This window comes from Arenibacter sp. ARW7G5Y1 (genome assembly GCF_003201775.1).
Classification (GTDB): Bacteria; Bacteroidota; Bacteroidia; order Flavobacteriales; family Flavobacteriaceae; genus Arenibacter.
The window spans coordinates 15903-37048 of record NZ_QJJZ01000020.1 but is presented as its reverse complement, the minus strand read 5'-3'; the positions used below and the strand labels follow the sequence as shown (position 1 = coordinate 37048).

The following is a 21146-nucleotide window of genomic DNA, read 5'->3' as shown; positions in this document are numbered from 1 at the left end:
TGCATGTCAGACGTAGCGGCAATTAAGGCTCTAGTTGAAAAAAATAAGGTTCTAAAACAAGAAATAGCCAAAATTATTATTGGGCAGGAGGAAGTGGTAGATCAAATACTACTGTCTGTATATACAGGAGGGCACTCTTTACTTATCGGAGTTCCCGGTTTGGCCAAGACCCTCATGGTAAATACAATTGCCTCTGCTTTGGGATTGGGCTTTAAAAGGATTCAATTTACCCCAGATCTGATGCCGAGTGACATACTAGGGAGTGAGGTGTTGGATCAAAATAGAAATTTCAAGTTCATTAAGGGACCAATTTTTTCGAATATAATTTTGGCCGACGAAATAAACCGGACCCCTCCCAAGACCCAAGCGGCATTGTTGGAAGCCATGCAGGAAAGAGCGGTGACCATAGCTGGTAATCAATATAAATTGGATCTGCCATATTATGTTTTGGCAACGCAGAATCCAATTGAGCAAGAAGGAACTTATCCTTTGCCCGAAGCGCAATTGGACCGTTTTATGTTCGCCATAGAATTAAAATATCCTTCCATTGAGGAGGAAATTAAGGTAGTAAAGGAAACCACATCGGATAATAAGCAAATAATTGTCCCCTTATTTACCCCAGGGGAAATAATGGATATTCAGCATTTGGTCCGTAGAATTCCAGTACCTGACAACGTGGTGGAATATGCCGTGAAGCTAGTGAACAGTACAAGGCCAAACCAGGACAATGCCTCGGAATTTGTAAAGCAATTCGTAGATTGGGGAGCAGGTCCCCGAGCTTCCCAGAATTTGATATTGGGAGCCAAGGCCCATGCCGCCGTACACGGTAAATATTCTCCGGATATCGAAGATGTAAAAGCAGTGTCCCTGGGTATCCTAAGGCACCGTATAATAAAAAATTACAAGGCGGAGGCCGAAGGAATTTCTGTAGAGCATATTATCCTCAAGCTTTTATAGCCAAACCTAATAGGCAAGGAAGTACTACTTTTCATGGTATTAAAAAACTGTAATTTATTGCATTTCCATTCCAATTAGTGCATTCTTTTTTACAATTACATAAATTTGGCGTATTCTTGGGGTATTCTTGGTTTAAAAGTTTTATAAACGTAAGGTATTTTCTTAATTTTGAAGAATAACTTAAACTAAAATTTTATAGATAATGGCATTCGATATTGATATGATTAAAAAGGTGTATGCCAACATGTCTGAACGTGTTGATAAGGCACGTGAAATTGTTGGCAAACCCTTAACCCTTTCAGAGAAAATTTTGTATTCCCACTTGTGGGAAGGCAATCCTGACAAAGCGTTTAGAAGAGGTAAGGACTATGTTGATTTTGCACCGGATCGAATTGCCTGTCAAGATGCTACTGCCCAAATGGCGTTATTGCAATTTATGCAAGCCGGAAAGCCAAAAGTGGCAGTTCCTACCACCGTACATTGTGATCACCTTATACAGGCAAAAAGTGGTGCGGTGGCCGATTTAAAAGTGGCCAATACTTCCAGTGCCGAAGTCTTTAATTTTTTGGAATCCGTATCCAATAAGTACGGAATAGGTTTTTGGAAGCCCGGTGCAGGTATAATTCACCAAGTAGTTCTTGAAAACTACGCCTTTCCTGGAGGAATGATGATAGGGACGGACTCCCATACCGTTAACGCCGGGGGTCTTGGAATGGTAGCCATAGGTGTTGGTGGCGCAGATGCCGTGGATGTGATGGCCGGAATGGCTTGGGAGCTTAAGTTTCCAAAATTGATAGGAGTAAAGTTAACGGGTAATATCTCTGGCTGGACATCTGCCAAGGATGTTATTCTTAAAGTAGCAGGTATACTTACCGTAAAGGGAGGTACAGGAGCTATTATAGAATATTTTGGAGAAGGGGCAAAAAATTTGTCATGTACCGGTAAAGGTACCATATGTAACATGGGGGCTGAAGTTGGGGCCACCACTTCTACATTTGGATATGATGCCTCCATGGAAAGATATTTAAGGGCCACGGATAGAAACGATGTGGCGGATGCGGCAAATGCGGTCAAGGATTACCTTACGGCTGATCCAGAGGTATATGCCAATCCTGAAAAATATTTCGATGAAATTATTGAAATAGATTTGAACACACTTAAACCACATCTGAATGGTCCGTTCACCCCTGATTTAGCTACTCCGGTAGGGCAGTTGGGAGAAAAGGCCAAAGCGAATGGATGGCCTTTAAAAGTGGATTGGGGACTTATAGGGTCTTGTACCAATTCTTCATATGAGGATTTGACCAGGGCTGCCTCCATTGCTCAACAAGCTGTTGATAAAAAGATAAAGCCAAAATCCGATTTTGGAATCAACCCAGGGTCCGAGCAAATTAGATTTACGGCGGAACGGGATGGTTTGTTGCAGATATTCGAAAATTTAGGGGCCACTGTATTTACAAATGCATGTGGACCATGTATAGGGCAATGGGACCGTAGTGATCTAAAAGGCGATGAGAAGAATACCATAGTACATTCCTTTAACCGTAACTTTTCCAAAAGGGCGGATGGAAATCCAAATACCCACGCCTTTGTAGGTTCCCCGGAAATGGTGGCGGCCATAGCTATTTCAGGTCGTTTGGATTTTGATCCAATGAACGATACCCTCATCAATGAAGATGGCCAAGAAGTTAAGTTGGACGAACCCTTGGGGATTGAATTGCCCCCAAAAGGATTTGAAGTGGAAGATGCAGGTTATTTGGCACCCATGGAAGATGGTACAGGGGTTCAGGTAAAGGTAGATCCCAAATCAGAACGTTTGCAATTGTTGGAACCCTTTACTCCTATAAAACCAGAAAGTCTTCAAGGCGCTAAACTATTGATCAAGGCATTTGGTAAGTGTACTACAGACCATATTTCCATGGCTGGTCCTTGGTTGCGTTTTAGAGGTCATTTGGATAATATTGCCAATAACACCTTAATTGGGGCAGTAAATGCCTTTAATAAAAAAACAAATTTCGTTAAGAATCAATTAACGGGAGAATATGGTGGTGTTCCTGATGCCCAACGGGCTTACAAGGCGGCTGGGATAAAAACAGTGGTTGTGGGAGATCATAACTACGGAGAAGGATCTTCTCGTGAACATGCCGCAATGCAGCCAAGACATCTCGGCGTTGCAGTGGTAATCGTGAAGTCTTTTGCCCGTATCCATGAAACCAACCTTAAGAAGCAGGGAATGTTGGGGCTAACCTTTGCCAATGAAAGTGATTATGACTTAATTCAAGAGGATGACACCTTCAACTTTGTAGATATAAAGGATTTTGCACCAGAAAAGCAAATTACCTTGGAAGTGGTACATAAAGATGGTTCTAAGGACACAATAAAATTGAACCATACCTACAATCAATCGCAGATTGAATGGTTTAATGAAGGTTCTGCCCTTAACGTGATAAAGAGGGAGAACGCAGCTTAAAATTGTGTTGTAAATACTTTGTAAAAACTCCTGATATTCATCAGGAGTTTTTTAGTTTTGACAAAAGGATAAATTAAATGAATATTCGAAAAAAAACTGTTTTGAACATCGCTGTAATGGCTTTGATTTTATCTTTTTTTGTGACCCCTTTAGGGGATTATAGTAAGGTATTGTTAAATAAATGGTTCTCCTTTTCGCCAGAAGTGACTAAAGAAATAAATAGGGGACAGATCAAGGATTACGATTGGAAACTAAAGGATGCCAATTGGAATTTTTTCAATTTTAAGAAATCCAAAGGTCGTGTTGTCTTTATCAATTTTTGGAGGTCATGGAATATTCCGAGTGAAGCCGAAGTGGAGAGTATACAAAAACTATATGACGATTATAAGGGAAAGATTGATTTTTATATCATTACCAATGAGGAAAGGGAGCCGGTAGAGAAATTTATGGCAGATCATGGTTTTACCTTTCCGGTGACCTATTCCATAGTGGGCGATCCCATGCCAGTGGATGGTTCCAAGCCACCACGGTCCTATTTGCTGGATAAGAAGGGAAGGATTGTGATTAGCAAGGAAGGGGTAGCGGATTGGGACAATGATAAGGTAAAGGCCATTCTGGACGATCTTATTGCTAAATAGATGCTATATGGTTCCCAATAGGAAATGGATTTTTAACGGTGTGCTTATTCTGGCTGTACTTGTACTTCTTTTTACTCCAGTAGGTTTTTATATAAAAGTATACGTCAACCGCATTTTGGCATTCAATCCTACACCAGTTGAAGCACGTGAACAACAACTTATAACGGACTATCACTGGAAATTACAGGATTTGGGGAATAGCGATTTTAATTTTGAGCAAGTAAAAGACGAGGTAGTATTGATCAATTTCTGGGCTTCTTGGTGTCCTCCATGTGTGGCGGAAATGCCATCGCTACAAAACTTATATAGGGATTATGGCGATAAGGTAATTTTTATGTTTGTAGCTCAAGATCAACAGAAAAGGGTGGAAAAGTTCTTGAAAAAAGGAAATTATGAATTGCCTGTTTATTATGAGAATTCCACCACTCCAAAACAGCTTTTCTCTAAAAGCATTCCATCTACTTACATCATAGATAGGGGTGGAAGAATTGTGGTGGCAAAGACAGGCGCTGCCGATTGGAACAGTAGTGAAACAAGGATGCTTTTAGATGGGCTGTTGGGCCGATAGTAATAGGGGTTGGTTCTATTTATCTTTTTTCTGGAAATATTTAAAGGGTACCATTAACATTCCAAAACATTCCCCATCCTCTTTTCCCAAGTGTTTATGATGCATTTTGTGTGCCCTCCTTACCCCTTTGGCATACCAATTATTTGCATTTCTAAAGAATTTAAACCTTTGGTGTATAAAAATATCATGCACCAAGAAATAAGCGGCGCCATAAGCCAATATTCCAAAACCTAAGGGCCATCCGTACCAAAAATCGGTTTGGGAGCCCAGCCAAAAGAAAGTCATACTGACCCCTGCGTAGAACAAAAAAAAGGCATCGTTTCTTTCGAACCATGAATCATGATCCTTTTTATGGTGGTCCCTGTGCAACGACCACAGGAATCCATGCATTATATATTTATGGGTAAACCAGGCCATAAATTCCATAAAGGAAAAAGTAGCAAAGAAAATTAAGATCCAAATCAACATTTTCATTCTAAACCAGTTTAAATTTATAGTCAATATACGATTTAGCCAATAATCTAAATTTACGTAGGTTGGAAACCCGTATTCTGGAAGACATGATCTTCGATGATGGCGTGTCCTCCAGTTTTTTCAATAGCTTAAAATAATATCGATATGCCGTAAAAACACCAAATTTCGCTTCCTTGGGCAAGCGGATTATTCCAGAATAACCCAACTTGAAATCAGCTTTTATTTCATTGACAATTTTGTTTTTGGCATCTTCGGTCATATTATGGAGATCGGTGTTCGGGAAATAGGTCCTGTTCAAAACTTCAAAATCGGTTTTTAAATCCCTTAAAAAGTTTACTTTTTGAAAAGCAGACCCCAAAGCCATGGCGGAGGGTTTAAGTTTTTCGTACTCTGCTTTGTTGCCCTTTACAAATACCCTTAGGCACATTAAGCCAACTGCGTCGGCGGAGCCATAAATATATTCCTGATATTGGCTGTCCGTAAGACGAATCCTTTTCTCTAAATCCATCCGCATACTTTTTAGGAATGAGGTTATCAAATGCAAGGGGATGTCATATTTGTGGAACGTATGTTGAAAGGAGTTTAAAATGGGATTAAGGCTTATTTTTTGTTCAAGGGCATCATTTAAATCCTTCTCAAATTTATTCAATAGATACAACTTATCATATTCATGGAAACTGTCCACAATTTCATCGGCAAATCGGACGAAGCCGTATATGTTGTATATATCCCCTCTAATGGAAGTAGCCAACATTTTAGTGGCTAAGGAAAAGGAGGTGCTATAATGTTGTGTAACGAGCTTACTGCAATCTAGGGAAACGGCATCAAAAATTGACTTCATAAATTATTTTTTTTGATGTTCAACAATAAGTTCGGAAACCAGTTTTCCGGAAATTAAGGCTGGCGGTACACCGGGACCAGGTACGGTAAGCTGCCCGGTAAAAAATAGATTGTTCACTTTTTTACTGTGCAGTTTGGGCCTAAGAAAAGCGGTTTGCAAAAGGGTATTGGCCATGCCATAGGCATTTCCCTTATAGGAATTGTACTGATCTATAAAGTCATTTACACAAAAGTCTTCCTTAAACAGCATGCTATTTTCTACTTTTTGTCCTGTAAGTTTTTGAAACCTGTTTAAAATAATTTCAAAATACTTATTTCGGAGATCCAGGGTATCTTCCAGACCTGGGGCTATTGGAATTAAGAAAAAGCCCGTTTCACAACCTTTTGGAGCCATGCTGGCATCGGTAATGGATGGAAAGTTGGCGTAGAAGAGGGGTGCTTCGGGCCATTTGGGGCTGTCATATATTTCTTTGGCGTGTTGCTCAAAGCTGGTGTCGAAAAATAGGTTATGGTGGGATACATTTTGCAGTTTTTTATCAAAGCCCACATAAAACAACAAGGAAGATGGGGCAAAGGTCTTTTTGCTCCAATAGGCCTCCGAGTATTGGCGATATTGCTGGTCCAACAGTGTTTCTGAATGGTGATAATCGGCACCACTTAGTACAATATCTGCCTTAATGGTGTTGCCGTTAACTTTAATGCCTGTGGCCTTACTCCTGGTTACTTCAATCTTGGTTACCGTTTGATCGGTGTAGATTTTGACTCCCAGTTCCTTGGACAAAAGCTCCATAGCCTTAATTACTTGGTACATTCCACCTTTGGGATGCCAAGTGCCCAGTCCAAAATCGGCAAAATTCATAAAACTATAAAAGGATGGGGTTTTGTTGGGTTTCGCCCCTAAGAACAGCACTGGAAATTCCAGGGTAGCAATTAGTTTTGGATTTTTAAAACGTTTGCGGACCTCTTTACTTATAGATTTAAAGAACTGGTCCAGACGTACTATGGTATCTTTAGTGACCAATTCCATAGGGGAAAGGCCTGGGCGAAGTACTATTTTGTGAATCGCAATTTCGTAATTGTCCTGGGCTTTTTTAATGAATTTTCGCAAAGGTTCCGCACTTCCCTTTTCTATTCGTTCAAATTCTCTGCAAATTTTATCCATACTGTCCCCTATGGTCATCACATCGTCTGAAAAGAAAATATTATAGGCAGGATCTAGTTTGTCCAGTTGATAAAAATCCGATGGACTTTTTCCAAAATCATTGAAAAAGCTTTCAAATATATCTGGCATCCAGTACCAGCTCGGCCCCATATCGAATGTGAAACCGTCACGTACAAATTGCCTTGCCCTACCTCCAACAGTTTTGTTTTTCTCATAGATGGATACATCAAAGCCTTGTTTTGCCAAATAGCAGGATGCAGAAAGGGATGCAAACCCAGATCCAATGATGATAACACTTTTGCCCATAGGTATTTATATATAATTTCGGCACTTCAATTTTGCTAAACGTCCGATTATGAAAATAAGGCTTATTTTCCAAATATGTATCGCAAATTTTGTAATTGATGGCTTGCAATCATTTCCTTATACGATATATGTTTGACCAAGCGCGAATTTGTTCTTGATCAGGAAATAAGGTGTGGGAATAAAAAAAACCGCCAACTTCATTTAAGAAGTCAACGGTTTTTGGTGCCCACGACTAGATTCGAACTAGCACGTCCTTGCGAACACCACCCCCTCAAGGTGGCGTGTCTACCAATTTCACCACGTGGGCTCTAAAAGTCTTGTTAAGGTACTTTTATGTATTCTTAAATAGTCCCTAAATTTAAGTAATTCGAAACTATTTTAAACAAAAAAAGTTAAGTACGTGACTTAACTTTTTTGTGACCGGGCTGGGGCTCGAACCCAGGACCCTCTCCTTAAAAGGGAGATGCTCTACCAACTGAGCTACCAGGTCAAAATGTGTTGCAGACTATTGCTGTTTGCGGGTGCAAATATAATATCATTTGTTTGTTTTGCAAGGCCTTTTTGAGAATTTTTTATTTTTTTTTGAATTACCATTAAATTAGACCATTTTTACAAAAAAAATAGGAGGTGAAAATAGTATTGGTTGGATATATGGGTAGTGGTAAGTCTACCATAGGCAAATTGTTGGCTAAGAATTTGAAAATTAGTTTTTTAGACCTGGATGAAATCTTTGAGGAAAGACAGGGAAATTCTATTGCAAATATTTTTAAAGGACAGGGCGAAATTTTTTTTCGGAAAAAGGAACATGAATATTTAATGGATGTTTTGTCCCAAAACAACAACTTTATACTATCTACCGGTGGTGGAACACCTTGTTATTCTGGAAATATGGAGGCTATGTTGGACAAGGCGGACTATGTTTTCTACTTAAAAATTTCCATTTCGGGACTCGTTGAAAGGTTGATAAAGGAAAAAGAACATCGTCCCTTGATCAAAAATATAGCGGATACGGACTTGCCCGAATTTATAGGCAAACATTTATTTGAAAGAAATAACTACTATCTAAAGGCTACACATATTGTGGAATGTGACCATAAGGATCCTGAGACCTTGGTTGCAGAAATACAAGAACTACTCGCTTAGATACACAGAATCGTTTTTGGCCTTGAATTCTACATTGATGTGTTCTTGGAGCGATGTGGACAAGGATATCCCTTTGTAATCTGCTTTTACCGGATATTTCTTATGGTTCCTGTTTACCAATACGGCCGTTTTAAGTTGTTTTAACGGCACTCGTAAAAAATGATGCACTCCATATATTAAAGTTGTCCCTGAATTAAGCACGTCGTCTACCAAGACAACCGATTTGTTGGTGTATTCCGATTCAGGGATGGAAGTCTTGACCCCACTGGCCAAAGGGTTGGACTTGTCCATGATCACTTTGCACAAAATAATGTTGGCTCCTGTAATCTTTTGTAGCACGGCCTGAATCTTTTTGGCAAAATTTAATCCCCCTCCTTCTATCCCGGCAATAATAATTTCGGGTTCGTCAACGTTGGTCTCATAAATCTGGTAAGCAATCCGTTTTATTTTATGTTGGATTTGCTCGTGGGATAAAATTCTATTGGACATAGTCATGTTTATTTAGATTCAAATATAAAAAAGAGTTCCTTATCCGCTCTCGGTTTTATGGAATTGTATGCGGTTTCCAAGATCTTAATTTGAAAATGTTCTTGAAAAAGGGTTTTATATTCGGATAGGCTACCCCCAAAAGGCGGTCCGGATTCCGTTAAAGGGAAATTAAATAGCAGCCCTGCCAGTTTGCCATTAGGTTTTAACAGTTGTTTCATTTTTAGAACATATTCCATTCTAAGGCTTGGATCTAGTGCGCAGAAAAAAGTCTGTTCCAGGATTAGGTCAAAATTGTCCAATTCCAGATCAAAGAAATTCCCTTCCAAGAGCTGGTTCCTGGGGAAATCCGAAATTCTGTTTTTTATATTTTCCAATGGCTGTTTGGCAATGTCGATAACAAAAACATTGGTAAAACCCTTTTCCAAAAGATAAAGCAATTCATATGCATTGCCGGCACCGGGTATTAGGATCTTTAAATTTTTATCCTTTAATTGGTCAATGTATTTTTTCAGTGGCGTTGAAATGTGGCCAATGTCCCACCCCATTTCCCCTAGCTGATACTTTTTTTCCCAGAAATCCTTATTCAGCTTCTTCATCCAAATAGCCATCTATGTCCCTTCTATCCTTTTTGGTAGGCCTTCCAGTTCCTTTTTTTCGATAATAGTCTTTGGAGAACTGTAATAACTCGTTGTGTTCAAAGGCTTCCTTGGGAGTAGTATCCTTGCGGTAAATGTCTACTAGTTTGGCCCCAACCCTGCTCTCAGGGACATCCAATACGGTGAACTCGTAATTGATCTGGTTTTTCCTTACAATTACCTTATCCAAGGGATATACTTCCCTAGATGGCTTAACCACCTGTTCATTGATTCTTACATGCCCTTTTTTACAGGCCTCAGTGGCAATATTTCGTGTTTTAAAATAGCGGGTGCTCCATAGGTATTTGTCAATTCGCATAAACTATTGAAAATCTTTGTTAACGTCTTCTACAAAAATAGTTGAAAATTGTATCTTGCGCCCTTTAAATAAGAAATCAATGAATATAAAGAGAATTCTTTTGCCTGCTTTAATTTTTATGGCTATCTGGTCTTGTAAAAAAGATGATGGTAATGACATTGAAGTGGTGCCCCCAAGATTGCTAAGTGAGGTGATTGTGGAAAATGATGCTGAAATTCAGGCTTATTTAAAAACACATTTTTACAACTATGAAGATTTTGAGGAGCCTATCGATGAAGGTTTTGATCTAAGGATCAGGATCGATACCATAGCCGGAGCCAATGAGGACAAAAGATCTTTGTTTGAAGATGCCAAAACGCAGGTGGTAAAGATATCGTCCAGTGACCTGGGATTGGATGCAGGGGAAATAGATGTTGAACATACCTTGTATTATGTTGTGGCAAGAACGGGAATTGGTGAAAACCCTACTCCGGTAGATTCTGTATATTTAAAATATCAGGGTATGCGCTTGGATGGTCATGTTTTCGACAGTAGACTGGGTTCTCCTGTCTGGTTCGATATGCAGGGATCTGGAGTGTCCGGCAATTCTGGAGTTATAAAAGGATTTAAGGAAGGAATGCCCAAGTTTAAAGTGGGTGGTGACATCATTGAAAATGGCGATGGCACCTTTACTGTGAACGGAAGTGGAGTGGGGCTAATCTTTATGCCCTCAGGGCTTGCTTATTTCAGCGGTAGTGCTCCTGGGGCCACCTACGCGCCATTAATGTTTGAAGTAAACCTATTGGCCATGAATACTGCCGATCATGATAGGGATGGGGTAGATACGATTTTGGAGGATTTGGATGGGGACGGTAATCTCTTTAACGATGATACCGACGAGGATGGTATTCCTAATTATTTGGATACCGATGATGACGGTGACGGTATCCTTACCAAGGATGAAATAAAAGATGCCAATAACGATAATATACCCGATTATTTGGACAAGAATATATAAGGTGAAGTTTAGCTGTTACCAATAAAAAATGCCCCCGTAATTGCGGGGGCATTTTTAGTGAGCTATTTTCTTTAACTTTAAAGTTTTAAAGCAAGACTTAGTACCAATTGGTCTGGTCTTGTGTCGATTCGGTCATTGGAAAAAACTCCGTCAACAACGGTCACTTCATTTTCACTGAAACCTCTTTCGTATCTTAGGTCTATTCCAAACCTACCAAAAGAAACTCCGGCGCCAATATTAAGGCCTACGGTAAAATCATTTTCAACATCGCCTATGGTGATGCCTTCATAATCCGTGTCCAAAATATACTGAAATGCCGGTCCTGCAAAAACATTGAGCGGGCCTATGATATTGAAGCCCAATAGCACCGGAAGATCCAATTTGCTCATGTCCAAACTATTGTTGTCGTAGTCGGATTTTGTTTTGGTGTATACCAATTCGGGTCTCAGGTAAATTTTATCGCCTAATTTCCCAAAGACTCCAATGTGGTATCCTACATTGCCCTTGGGGTCTTTGTAGGCTTGCTCGGTAGATTCAAAATAATCACCATTGGCGCCATAATTGAGTCCGCCCTTAATTCCAAAACCTGAACCTGTCTGCGCATGTGCACTAAAACCCATTAGGGCAATAGCGGCTAATAAAACTGTTTTCTTAATCATAGTGTGTTCTTTTAAAATTAGAATACATTGTGCAATTTTAGGCACAACATTTTTAATTGTTTGACTTAAAAAGAATTTATCTTGACACGGATAATTGAATTTGTGGCACAAAAAAACCGCTAAATAAAAGCATTATTTTCAGCTTGTAAGTTTAGCAGTTTAGTTGAGTTCTGTTCCACAGTTTTCGCCATATCTATGTTAAGAATCTTCGCCACCCCTAGGGGGTTCGGAATTATTTTCTTTTCAACACATTGACAACGGCGTTAACTATGGCTTTATTGTTTAATCCGTATTTATCCATTAATTGTTCAGGAGTACCACTTTCGCCAAAAGTATCTTTGGTAGCTACAAATTCTTGTGGGGTAGGCTGCGTGGTAGCAAGGAGTCCGGAGATACTCTCGCCAAGGCCACCTAAATAATTGTGCTCCTCAGCAGTCACGATACAACCTGTTTTTTTAACAGATTTTAACACTGCTTCCCCATCAAGAGGTTTAATGGTATGTATGTTTATTACTTCGGCAGAAATACCTTGTTTTTCCAAAGTTTCGGCTGCTATCAAAGCTTCCCATACCAAGTGTCCGGTCGCTACAATGGTGACATCGGTACCTTCATTGAGCATAACGGCCTTACCAATTTCAAACTTTTGGTCTACAGGGGTAAAATTGGCCACTTTTGGACGTCCGAACCTTAGGTAAACGGGACCTTGATACGCTGCTATGGCAATGGTTGCGGCTTTGGTCTGGTTGTAGTCACAGGTATTTATAACCGTCATTCCCGGCAGCATTTTCATCAATCCCAGATCTTCCAGAATTTGATGTGTTGCACCGTCTTCCCCTAAGGTAACCCCCGCGTGTGAAGCACAGATTTTTACATGTTTATTGGAATAGGCAATGGACTGTCTTATTTGGTCATATACCCTTCCCGTAGAGAAGTTGGCAAAAGTTCCGGTAAAAGGAATTTTTCCTCCTATGGTAAGTCCGGCAGCAATGCCCATCATATTGGCTTCGGCAATACCAATTTGGAAAAAACGCTCAGGATTTTCCTCTATGAATTTCTCCATTTTCAGAGAGCCTACCAAATCGGCGCATAATGCCACTACATTAGGGTTGGTCCTGCCCAATTCGGCCAGTCCCGCACCAAATCCACTTCTTGTATCGTTCTTACCTTGATCTATATATTTTTTCATCTGTACTTTCTTTAATTTTTTGTTGGAAAAGGATTAGTAGTCTCCTAAAGTTTCAGGATTTTGTTCCAATGCTGTAGCTAATTGCTCATCGTTGGGAGCTTTGCCGTGCCAGGCGTGGGTATACATCATAAAGTCTACTCCATGTCCCATTATGGTGTGCAATAGTACGCAAACCGGTTTACCTTTTCCGGTCCTGCTCTTGGCTTCTTTCATTCCTTTTAGAATGGCTTCCAGATCATTTCCTTCCTTGATGTCCACTACATCCCATCCGAAGGCTTCAAATTTCTTTTTTAGGTCGCCCATCGGGAGTACGTCTTTGGTAGCTCCATCAATTTGCTGTCCATTATAGTCGATAGTGGCCACAATATTGTCCACTTTCTTACCTGCGGCATACATAATGGCTTCCCAGTTTTGGCCTTCCTGTAACTCGCCATCACCGTGAAGCGTGTAGACCAGTTTGGAATCTTTGTTCAGTTTTTTTGCCTGTGCAGCGCCCAGGGCTACGGACATACCTTGGCCCAAAGATCCAGAGGCAATTCTTACTCCTGGTAAACCTTCGTGGGTGGTAGGATGACCCTGCAAACGTGAATTGATTAATCTAAAGGTATTCAGTTCATCAACAGGAAAGTAACCTTTTCTTGCCAAAACACTATAGAAAACAGGGGATATGTGGCCGTTGGACAAAAAGAAGAGATCTTCTCCCGCACCGTCCATATCAAATCCATCCTTAAGCTCCATAATCTCATTATAAAGGGCAACAATGAATTCGGTACAGCCCAATGAACCTCCAGGATGCCCGGAGTTAACCTTATGAACCATTCTTAGAATGTCTCTGCGAACTTGAACGGTCAAATCTTGTAATTCTTGAAGTTTTGGCATTTTATCTATATTTTTTAAACTTTTCAAAAGTAATGGCAATCTTTTGGGTACACAAGCATGATTTATAATATTTTATCAACTATCATGGCCAATAACAGAACTTTATTTTTTTGTTAAGGTTTTAATGGCATTGAGTTGACTATATTTGCGACTTTAAATAGACTTTTTTGAAATTTACCTTACAACATTCAGACACAAGGACAAAAGCTAGGGCGGCGGAGCTTATCACGGACCACGGTAAGATAGAGACTCCCATTTTTATGCCTGTGGGCACTGTAGCTTCCGTAAAAGGGGTACACCAAAGGGAATTGAAGGAGGAGATAAACCCGGATGTTATTTTAGGGAATACCTATCATCTGTATTTAAGGCCTAAGACTGAAATTTTGAAGCAGGCTGGTGGACTTCATAAGTTCATGAACTGGGATCGAAATATCTTAACGGATAGTGGGGGGTATCAAGTTTATTCCTTATCGGCTAATAGAAAGATAAAGGAAGAAGGGGTTAAGTTTAAATCCCATATAGATGGTTCCTATCACGTCTTTACACCGGAGAACGTTATGGAAATACAGCGTGTCATCGGTGCCGATATCATTATGGCATTTGATGAATGTACTCCATATCCTTGCGATTACAATTACGCCAAAAGATCCATGCACATGACCCATAGGTGGTTGGACCGCTGTATTAACCATTTGGAAAAAACTCCTTTTACCTACGATTATGAACAAACTTTTTTTCCAATTGTACAAGGCTCAACATATAAGGACCTAAGAAAACAGTCTGCGGAATACATTGCCAGTGTTGGGGCCGAAGGTAATGCCATTGGCGGACTTTCCGTTGGCGAACCTGCTGAGGAAATGTATGCAATGACAGAGGTGGTCTGTGAAATATTGCCAGAGGATAAACCTAGATATTTAATGGGAGTGGGTACCCCCATCAATATTTTAGAGAATATTGCCTTGGGGATAGATATGTTCGATTGTGTGATGCCTACCAGAAATGCCAGAAATGGCATGTTGTTTACGGCACATGGTACCATCAACATAAAAAATAAGAAGTGGGAAGACGATTTCTCCCCTTTGGACGAGATGGGAACTACTTTTGTAGATTTGGAATATTCCAAAGCCTATCTAAGGCATTTGTTCGCTGCCAATGAATATTTGGGCAAGCAAATTGCGACCATCCATAATCTAGGATTTTATTTGTGGTTGGTTCGTGAGGCAAGAAGACATATTTTAGCAGGGGATTTTTATGAATGGAAATCCGTAATGGTAAAACAAATGGATAAAAGACTCTAGGTGCTGACCATAATAGACAAATACATACTAAAGCGTTATCTGGCAACTTTTTTTGTGATGTTGTTGCTATTTATCCCTATCGGGATAATGGCAAATTTGGCGGAGCAGATTGGAAAAATGATCGACAATGAGGTTCCTCTTGCCGAAATCGTAATGTATTACTGGAATTTTACCTTGGTCATAGGAAACCTGTTGTTCCCAATTTTCCTTTTTCTGTCCGTAATCTTCTTTACCTCCAAATTGGCCAACAATACTGAAATTGTGGCAATATTAAGTTCGGGGGTTTCTTACGGACGTTTTTTACGGCCATATCTCATTGGGGCAACGATTATAGCCATTATCATGTTTTTTATGAATATGTTTATTGTGCCTCCGGCCAGCGTGGGGTACAACGAATTTAAATTTAAATATTTAAAGAAAGGGAAGCAGGATAGGGTCACCACCAACATATTTAACCAATTGAATGAAAGTGATTATATCTATGTCAGCAGTTTTGACCCGGCGAGGCAGATTGGGTATAATTTCACTATGGAGCGTTTTAACGAGGAAAATACGCTGGACTTTAAGATATCTGCTGCCAATATTCGCTGGATAGAGAAGGATACGGTTTATAGGCTTACGTCCTATGAGAAAAGAAAACTGGTCAATAATCAAGAGATTGTGGAATCAAAGCGAAGATTGGATACTATTTTTGACTTTAAGATAGATGACCTTACCCCGGTTTCCTATATAGCCGAAACCAAGAATATGTTTGAGCTGGACAAATTTATAGAAGTGCAAAGAAAAAAGGGAGCTTCCAATATAAATAGTTATGTATTGGTTAAGTATAAGCGCTGGTCCCTGCCCATAGCTGCCTTTATCCTTACTATAATCGCCGTGGCTGTATCCTCTGTAAAAAGACGGGGAGGTATGGGGGTAAATCTGGCTTTTGGCATTGGGGTTGCCTTTATATATATCTTTTTTGACAAGGTTTTTGGGACACTCGCGGAACAATCCGGATTTTCACCCTTATTGGCAGTGATCATCCCGAATGTTATGTTCGGGGCCATAGCGTTTTATTTGTTGCAGAATGCCAAACGTTAAGCTCAATAATTATCTTCACCTACATTTTATTGTTTTCGTCTGGGGCTTTACAGCGGTCATTGGTAAGTTGATTACTATTGATGCCCTTCCTTTGGTCTGGTACCGTATGTTAATGGCTTCACTGATCATTTTTGCCTATATTCTTATCAGGAAATTTCATTTGAAGGTACCCCCAAAAGCATTGTTGACCCTTATTTTGGGGGGTATCGTGGTATCTTTGCATTGGGTCACTTTTTTTATGGCCATTAAAGTTTCCAATGTGTCCATTGCACTGGCAACGATGTCTACAGGCGCATTTTTTACAGCCGTGTTGGAACCGTTTTGGTATGGTCGTAAAATGGTAGGCTATGAAGTGGTTTTCGGACTAATCGTTATGTTGGGCCTTTATATAATGTTTAGCGTGGAGACGGGCTATTTAAATGGCATACTTTTGGCCTTGGTATCTTCCCTGCTTTCTGCAATTTTTTCATTGATCAATGGTAAATTGACAAAGGAGCATAGGCCTTCGGTAATTTCTTTTTATGAATTGGGAAGTGGTGTACTGTTCCTGTCTTTATACCTGGCATTTTCAGGTGGTTATCACCCGAAATTTTTTCAGTTGTCCCTAAGTGATTGGTTGTTTATTTTTTTTCTTGCATCGGTCTGTACCGCTTATGCATTTATTGCCTCGGTCAAGATTTTGAAATATATTTCTCCCTATACCGTAATGTTGACGAACAATATGGAACCGGTCTATGGAATAATATTGGGGGTGCTCCTTCTTGGTGACAGTGAAAAAATGAAACCGCTTTTCTACATCGGGGCACTATTGGTCTTGACAACCGTGGTGGCAAATGGGGTATTAAAAAATAGAAAAAAATTAAAAAAAACTACTAATGGGTTACCTTCCCATTAAAGTTTTATATTTGTTCGTTGAAAAGAACTAAACCTATAAACCTATGGAGTATTTAGATTTTGAACTGCCAATTAAGGAGCTGGAAGAGCAATTGGATAAGTGCATGATAATCGGTGAAGAAAGTGAAGTTGATGTTTCTGAGACTTGCAAACAAATAGAAAAAAAACTAGTTGAGACCCGTAAGGAAATATATAAGAATCTAACGGCATGGCAAAGGGTACAACTGTCTAGACACCCCAACAGACCTTATACGTTGGATTATATTAGGGCCATTTGTGGAGAAACCTTTTTGGAATTACATGGAGATCGCAATGTAAAGGATGATAAGGCAATGATAGGGGGGCTTGGTAAAATTGGAGATCAGAGTTATATGTTCGTCGGGCAACAGAAGGGCTATAATACAAAAACCAGACAGTTGCGAAACTTTGGGATGGCCAACCCCGAAGGGTACAGAAAAGCATTGCGTTTAATGAAGTCTGCCGAAAAATTCGGTATCCCTGTAGTATGCTTAATAGATACTCCCGGGGCATATCCCGGCATTGAAGCGGAAGAAAGGGGCCAAGGGGAGGCTATTGCAAGGAATATCTTGGAAATGACACGTTTAAAAGTCCCGATAATTGTGGTCATCATTGGGGAAGGTGCTTCAGGTGGTGCATTGGGCATAGGTGTAGGGGATAAGGTATTGATGTTGGAAAATACCTGGTATTCCGTTATTTCACCCGAATCCTGCTCTTCCATTCTTTGGAGAAGTTGGGAGTACAAGGAAATTGCGGCGGAGGCCTTAAAGCTTACTGCTACGGACATGAAGAAAATGAAATTGATAGATGAGATAGTTCGTGAACCGGTAGGAGGTGCCCATGCAAATAGGGATAAGACTTTTGAAATTGTAAAAAATAAAATTTCCTCGCACTATGAGGAATTAAAAAAGTTATCACCAAAAGAATTGGTGAAAAACCGAATGGACAAATATGCCAATATGGGGGTATTTAATGGATAGTATCCCTTTTTGTCAAGGTAAAAAAAACTGGAGCGGAAATTCTCCGGTTTTTTTTTGCTTATGAACAAATTTCGTAACTTATCAACAGGTATAATGTTGAACAACTGTTAATATCCCAAATCTCTTTTTAATTCTTATTTGTATAATTTAGCACTCATGGAAAAAACGAACCCCATTATTGGTCATCGAATAGACAAGTCGACCATCATTAGTCTTGAGAAAGGGAAAATTCCCCCTCAAGCTGTTGATTTAGAGGAAGTTGTGCTTGGAGCGATGATGATCGACAAAAAGGGGGTCGATGAAGTAATAGATATCCTACATCCTGAAGTCTTTTATAAGGATGCCCATAGATATATCTATGAAGCCATTTTTAAATTGTTCGAAAACTCGGAGCCGGTGGATTTATTAACCGTTTCCTCCCAATTGAAGAAGGATGGTCGTTTGGAAAGTGCCGGGGGCGATTTTTACTTGATAAAATTAACCCAAAAGGTAGCATCTTCGGCACATATTGAGTTTCATGCGCGTATTATCCTGCAGAAATTTATCCAGCGTAGTCTTATTAAGATTTCAAATGAAATAATAGAAGAAGCCTATGAGGATGCTACCGATGTGTTCGACTTATTGGACACCGCTGAATCAAAATTGTACGATGTTACCCAAGGAAACTTAAAACGATCTGCGGAAACGGCCCAGAACTTGGTGATTCAGGCCAAGAAGAGAATAGAGGAAATTGCAGGCAAGGAAGGACTTAGTGGTATCCCATCCGGTTTCGACAAATTGGACAAATTAACATCAGGTTGGCAGCCCAGTGATTTGGTTATTGTGGCAGCCCGTCCAGGTATGGGTAAAACAGCACTAACCCTGTCCATGGCCAGAAATATTGCGGTGAATTCCAATATTGGAGTGGCCTTCTTTTCTTTGGAGATGTCATCCGTACAGTTGATTACCAGATTGATTTCCTCAGAGACAGGCCTGTCTTCCGAAAAATTAAGAACAGGGAGACTGGAAAAGCATGAATGGGAACAGTTGAACGTTAAGGTAAAGGCCTTGGAGACCGCGCCATTATTTATTGATGATACCCCTTCGCTCTCTATTTTCGACCTAAGGGCAAAGGCTAGGCGTTTGGCTTCACAGCACGATATTAAAATGATCATAATTGATTATTTGCAGTTGATGACAGCGGGCGGGAGTCAAAAAGGAGGAAACCGGGAACAGGAAATATCCACCATCTCCAGGAACTTAAAGGCCTTGGCCAAGGAATTGAACGTTCCTGTAATAGCCCTGTCGCAGTTATCGCGTGCGGTAGAGACCAGGGGCGGTAGTAAGAGACCAATTTTATCGGATTTACGGGAATCCGGGGCCATTGAGCAGGATGCGGATATTGTTTCCTTTATCTATAGACCGGAATATTACAAGATTGATGAATGGGATGATGAAGAACGTTCACCAACTGCCGGTCAGGCCGAATTTATTGTGGCCAAGCATAGAAATGGAGGTTTGGAAAATATCAGACTCAAGTTCCTTGGGCATTTAGGTAAATTTGACAACTTGGATGATTTTGATTCTCCCTTCGAATTCCAATCGAAAATGAATGCCGATGATGATAATCCTTTCATCACCAAAAACCTGCCGAATGCCAATGAAGCCTTTGGAAGTTCCATGAACGATGATTCCATGCAGGATGATAACGATGTGCCTTTTTAATCTTGGTGCATAGGTCCATCATATGGCCGATTCTTTTAGTTGGACTGTAACGGACCTTCAAAATGTAGAAATTTCGATTCCCTCAGTATAAGGTCATTTTCAAAATTTTAACCCTTTTCAAAATTGAAACATCAATTTTCCACTATCTTTGGGGGGATGCACATTAGAAATTGGTACATGCAAAAGTATTTTTTCTCCCTTTCCTTTATTCTTTTTTTTATAATGGAAATTTCGGCCTCGTCCATTCTTATTCCTATGGACGCTGATAGTCAGAAAAACCATTTAAAGGCATACGGTATTACCTATTGGGTATTGTCCAAACAGCAAAAAGTACAATGGCTCTTAAATTACAGGGGTGGATCTTTTTTGTTGCCCGATGGCGAAAGCATTCGTAGGGAATGTCAGATAAGGGGAGTATCCTTTGAGATTATTTCGGATTCCAGGGCCCAAGTTATTTTGGAAGAAATATCGAGTCCTTCACAAAATCAGGAAGCTGTAATTTTGGAGAAGGCACCAAGAATTGCGGTTTATTCCCCTAAGGACAATTCCCCCTGGGACGATGCGGTTACCATGGTACTTACCTATGCCGAAATTCCCTATGATCAGATTTATGACGAGGAAGTATTGGAGGATAAATTGGTATTATATGATTGGTTGCATCTACACCATGAAGACTTTACCGGGCAATACGGGAAATTTTATGGCGCCTATAGGGCGGCACCTTGGTATATTGAAGGAAAACAGCAGGCAGAAGCCTTGGCCTCAAAATTGGGGTTCAATAAAGTTTCGGAGGAAAAACGGGCCGTAGCCTTGAAAATAAGAAATTACGTTATTGGCGGAGGGTTTATGTTTGCTATGTGCTCCGCTACCGATAGTTTTGATATAGCCTTGGCTGCTGACGGCGTGGATATATGTGAGCCCATGTTTGATGGTGACCCCTCGGACGCCAATTATCAAGCTAGGTTGGATTATGGGAAAACTTTTGCCTTTACTAATTTTATATTGGAACGGAATCCGCTGCAATATGAATTTTCTTCCATAGATATGACCAAGAGGAGGGGTAATGTGCCCAAGGAATCAGATTATTTTTCATTAATGGATTTCTCGGCCAAATGGGACCCCGTTCCTACTATGCTCTGTCAGAACCATACAGCTTTGGTAAAAGGGTTTATGGGGCAGACCACCGCTTTCGCCAGAGAGGAGATTAAGCCTACGGTCTTGGTTTTGGGTGAAAATAAAATTAATGGCGAGGCCCGATATATTCATGGAATTAAAGGCAAGGGATTCTTTACTTTTTATGGAGGGCACGATCCGGAAGACTATCAGCACAGGGTAGGGGATCCCAAAACAGAATTGGAACTGCACCCTACCTCTCCGGGCTATCGACTTATTTTAAACAATGTATTGTTTCCGGCTGCCCAGAAAAAGAAGCAGAAGACTTGAGTTG

General features: G+C 40.2%; 21 protein-coding genes and 2 tRNA genes. 12 read left to right on the top strand and 11 right to left on the bottom strand.

The window, feature by feature from the left end; all coding sequences use genetic code 11:
• Positions 1–3 precede the first annotated feature (3 nt).
• From C7972_RS20945 to C7972_RS20930, 4 genes are all read left to right on the top strand, one after another.
• Positions 4–957 (top strand): MoxR family ATPase, encoded by a 954-nt coding sequence (locus C7972_RS20945; protein WP_110358121.1) that lies wholly within the window; start codon positions 4–6, stop codon positions 955–957.
• 202 nt (positions 958–1159) lie between these two features.
• A complete protein-coding gene (locus C7972_RS20940; RefSeq protein ID WP_110358120.1) occupies positions 1160–3427 on the top strand; it encodes an aconitate hydratase in 2268 nt (755 codons plus the stop codon).
• A gap of 77 nt (positions 3428–3504) precedes the next feature.
• Complete coding sequence (locus tag C7972_RS20935) at positions 3505–4065, top strand: TlpA disulfide reductase family protein (RefSeq protein WP_110358119.1); 561 nt, start codon at positions 3505–3507, stop codon at positions 4063–4065.
• Positions 4066–4072: 7 nt separating this feature from the next.
• The gene (locus tag C7972_RS20930) at positions 4073–4633 is read left to right on the top strand and encodes a TlpA disulfide reductase family protein (protein ID WP_110358118.1); all 561 of its coding nucleotides are present in this window, start codon (positions 4073–4075) and stop codon (positions 4631–4633) included.
• Between the two features lie 15 nt (positions 4634–4648).
• Here the strand turns inward: C7972_RS20930 and C7972_RS20925 are convergent, their stop codons facing one another.
• The 5 genes from C7972_RS20925 to C7972_RS20905 form a co-directional block, all read right to left on the bottom strand.
• On the bottom strand, positions 4649–5107 hold the full coding sequence (locus tag C7972_RS20925) for a sterol desaturase family protein (RefSeq protein ID WP_110358117.1): 459 nt from the start codon (positions 5105–5107) through the stop codon (positions 4649–4651).
• 1 nt (position 5108) lies between these two features.
• Entirely contained in the window at positions 5109–5948 is an 840-nt protein-coding gene (locus C7972_RS20920; RefSeq protein ID WP_110358116.1) for a phytoene/squalene synthase family protein, read from the bottom strand.
• Positions 5949–5951: 3 nt separating this feature from the next.
• On the bottom strand, positions 5952–7415 hold the full coding sequence (locus C7972_RS20915; protein WP_110358115.1) for an NAD(P)/FAD-dependent oxidoreductase: 1464 nt from the start codon (positions 7413–7415) through the stop codon (positions 5952–5954).
• A gap of 220 nt (positions 7416–7635) precedes the next feature.
• Positions 7636–7722: transfer RNA gene (locus tag C7972_RS20910), tRNA-Leu, on the bottom strand.
• 110 nt (positions 7723–7832) lie between these two features.
• Positions 7833–7905 (bottom strand) — tRNA-Lys (locus C7972_RS20905).
• 137 nt (positions 7906–8042) lie between these two features.
• On the opposite strand from C7972_RS20905, the gene C7972_RS20900 reads away from it, so the two are divergent.
• Positions 8043–8558 (top strand): shikimate kinase, encoded by a 516-nt coding sequence (locus C7972_RS20900; protein WP_110358114.1) that lies wholly within the window; start codon positions 8043–8045, stop codon positions 8556–8558.
• Here the strand turns inward: C7972_RS20900 and C7972_RS20895 are convergent.
• The 3 genes from C7972_RS20895 to C7972_RS20885 are packed head-to-tail and all read right to left on the bottom strand — an operon-like array spanning position 8547 to position 10001.
• Positions 8547–9047: a phosphoribosyltransferase family protein gene (locus C7972_RS20895; protein WP_110358160.1), complete on the bottom strand. Its 501-nt coding sequence runs from the start codon at positions 9045–9047 to the stop codon at positions 8547–8549. The genes C7972_RS20900 and C7972_RS20895 overlap by 12 nt on opposite strands.
• An 8-nt stretch (positions 9048–9055) precedes the next feature.
• On the bottom strand, positions 9056–9643 hold the full coding sequence (locus tag C7972_RS20890) for a methyltransferase (protein ID WP_110358113.1): 588 nt from the start codon (positions 9641–9643) through the stop codon (positions 9056–9058).
• Entirely contained in the window at positions 9627–10001 is a 375-nt protein-coding gene (locus C7972_RS20885) for an RNA-binding S4 domain-containing protein (protein ID WP_110358112.1), read from the bottom strand. Before C7972_RS20885 ends, C7972_RS20890 begins: the two co-directional genes overlap by 17 nt.
• A gap of 79 nt (positions 10002–10080) precedes the next feature.
• Between C7972_RS20885 and C7972_RS20880 the strand changes: the two genes are divergently transcribed.
• Positions 10081–10998 (top strand): FKBP-type peptidyl-prolyl cis-trans isomerase, encoded by a 918-nt coding sequence (locus C7972_RS20880; RefSeq protein ID WP_110358111.1) that lies wholly within the window; start codon positions 10081–10083, stop codon positions 10996–10998.
• A gap of 77 nt (positions 10999–11075) precedes the next feature.
• On the opposite strand, the gene C7972_RS20875 is transcribed toward C7972_RS20880, so the two are convergent.
• From C7972_RS20875 to C7972_RS20865, 3 genes are all read right to left on the bottom strand, one after another.
• Positions 11076–11654 (bottom strand): porin family protein, encoded by a 579-nt coding sequence (locus C7972_RS20875; protein WP_110358159.1) that lies wholly within the window; start codon positions 11652–11654, stop codon positions 11076–11078.
• A gap of 235 nt (positions 11655–11889) precedes the next feature.
• Complete coding sequence (locus C7972_RS20870; RefSeq protein WP_110358110.1) at positions 11890–12843, bottom strand: transketolase family protein; 954 nt, start codon at positions 12841–12843, stop codon at positions 11890–11892.
• Between the two features lie 33 nt (positions 12844–12876).
• Positions 12877–13749 carry a transketolase gene (locus C7972_RS20865; protein WP_258364916.1) on the bottom strand — a complete coding sequence of 291 codons (873 nt, stop codon included), beginning with the start codon at positions 13747–13749 and terminating at the stop codon, positions 12877–12879.
• A 140-nt stretch (positions 13750–13889) separates the two neighbouring features.
• On the opposite strand from C7972_RS20865, the gene tgt reads away from it, so the two are divergent.
• The 6 genes from tgt to C7972_RS20835 all read left to right on the top strand — a co-directional run bounded on the left by tgt (position 13890) and on the right by C7972_RS20835 (position 21142).
• Positions 13890–15020 (top strand): tRNA guanosine(34) transglycosylase Tgt, encoded by a 1131-nt coding sequence (gene tgt, locus C7972_RS20860; protein ID WP_110358108.1) that lies wholly within the window; start codon positions 13890–13892, stop codon positions 15018–15020.
• A gap of 3 nt (positions 15021–15023) precedes the next feature.
• Entirely contained in the window at positions 15024–16103 is a 1080-nt protein-coding gene (locus C7972_RS20855) for an LptF/LptG family permease (protein WP_110358158.1), read from the top strand.
• Positions 16090–16998, top strand: a complete 909-nt coding sequence (locus C7972_RS20850; RefSeq protein WP_110358107.1) for a DMT family transporter — start codon at positions 16090–16092, stop codon at positions 16996–16998. Before C7972_RS20855 ends, C7972_RS20850 begins: the two co-directional genes overlap by 14 nt.
• Positions 16999–17041: 43 nt before the next feature.
• The gene (locus C7972_RS20845) at positions 17042–17995 is read left to right on the top strand and encodes an acetyl-CoA carboxylase carboxyltransferase subunit alpha (RefSeq protein ID WP_031444761.1); all 954 of its coding nucleotides are present in this window, start codon (positions 17042–17044) and stop codon (positions 17993–17995) included.
• Positions 17996–18151: 156 nt separating this feature from the next.
• Complete coding sequence (dnaB, locus tag C7972_RS20840; RefSeq protein WP_110358106.1) at positions 18152–19699, top strand: replicative DNA helicase; 1548 nt, start codon at positions 18152–18154, stop codon at positions 19697–19699.
• 177 nt (positions 19700–19876) lie between these two features.
• The gene (locus C7972_RS20835; protein ID WP_110358105.1) at positions 19877–21142 is read left to right on the top strand and encodes an asparagine synthetase B; all 1266 of its coding nucleotides are present in this window, start codon (positions 19877–19879) and stop codon (positions 21140–21142) included.
• Positions 21143–21146: the final 4 nt, after the last annotated feature.

What these genes read in the sequence shown, in the direction of transcription:
- C7972_RS20945 (WP_110358121.1), top strand. Translation starts at nt 4, where the DNA reads ATGTCAGACGTAGCGGCAATTAAGGCTCTAGTTGAAAAAAATAAGGTT.
- C7972_RS20940 (WP_110358120.1), top strand. Translation starts at nt 1,160, where the DNA reads ATGGCATTCGATATTGATATGATTAAAAAGGTGTATGCCAACATGTCT.
- C7972_RS20935 (WP_110358119.1), top strand. Translation starts at nt 3,505, where the DNA reads ATGAATATTCGAAAAAAAACTGTTTTGAACATCGCTGTAATGGCTTTG.
- C7972_RS20930 (WP_110358118.1), top strand. Translation starts at nt 4,073, where the DNA reads ATGGTTCCCAATAGGAAATGGATTTTTAACGGTGTGCTTATTCTGGCT.
- C7972_RS20925 (WP_110358117.1), bottom strand. Translation starts at nt 5,107, where the DNA reads ATGAAAATGTTGATTTGGATCTTAATTTTCTTTGCTACTTTTTCCTTT.
- C7972_RS20920 (WP_110358116.1), bottom strand. Translation starts at nt 5,948, where the DNA reads ATGAAGTCAATTTTTGATGCCGTTTCCCTAGATTGCAGTAAGCTCGTT.
- C7972_RS20915 (WP_110358115.1), bottom strand. Translation starts at nt 7,415, where the DNA reads ATGGGCAAAAGTGTTATCATCATTGGATCTGGGTTTGCATCCCTTTCT.
- C7972_RS20895 (WP_110358160.1), bottom strand. Translation starts at nt 9,047, where the DNA reads ATGTCCAATAGAATTTTATCCCACGAGCAAATCCAACATAAAATAAAA.
- C7972_RS20890 (WP_110358113.1), bottom strand. Translation starts at nt 9,643, where the DNA reads ATGAAGAAGCTGAATAAGGATTTCTGGGAAAAAAAGTATCAGCTAGGG.
- C7972_RS20885 (WP_110358112.1), bottom strand. Translation starts at nt 10,001, where the DNA reads ATGCGAATTGACAAATACCTATGGAGCACCCGCTATTTTAAAACACGA.
- C7972_RS20880 (WP_110358111.1), top strand. Translation starts at nt 10,081, where the DNA reads ATGAATATAAAGAGAATTCTTTTGCCTGCTTTAATTTTTATGGCTATC.
- C7972_RS20870 (WP_110358110.1), bottom strand. Translation starts at nt 12,843, where the DNA reads ATGAAAAAATATATAGATCAAGGTAAGAACGATACAAGAAGTGGATTT.
- C7972_RS20850 (WP_110358107.1), top strand. Translation starts at nt 16,090, where the DNA reads ATGCCAAACGTTAAGCTCAATAATTATCTTCACCTACATTTTATTGTT.
- C7972_RS20845 (WP_031444761.1), top strand. Translation starts at nt 17,042, where the DNA reads ATGGAGTATTTAGATTTTGAACTGCCAATTAAGGAGCTGGAAGAGCAA.
- dnaB (WP_110358106.1), top strand. Translation starts at nt 18,152, where the DNA reads ATGGAAAAAACGAACCCCATTATTGGTCATCGAATAGACAAGTCGACC.
- C7972_RS20835 (WP_110358105.1), top strand. Translation starts at nt 19,877, where the DNA reads ATGCAAAAGTATTTTTTCTCCCTTTCCTTTATTCTTTTTTTTATAATG.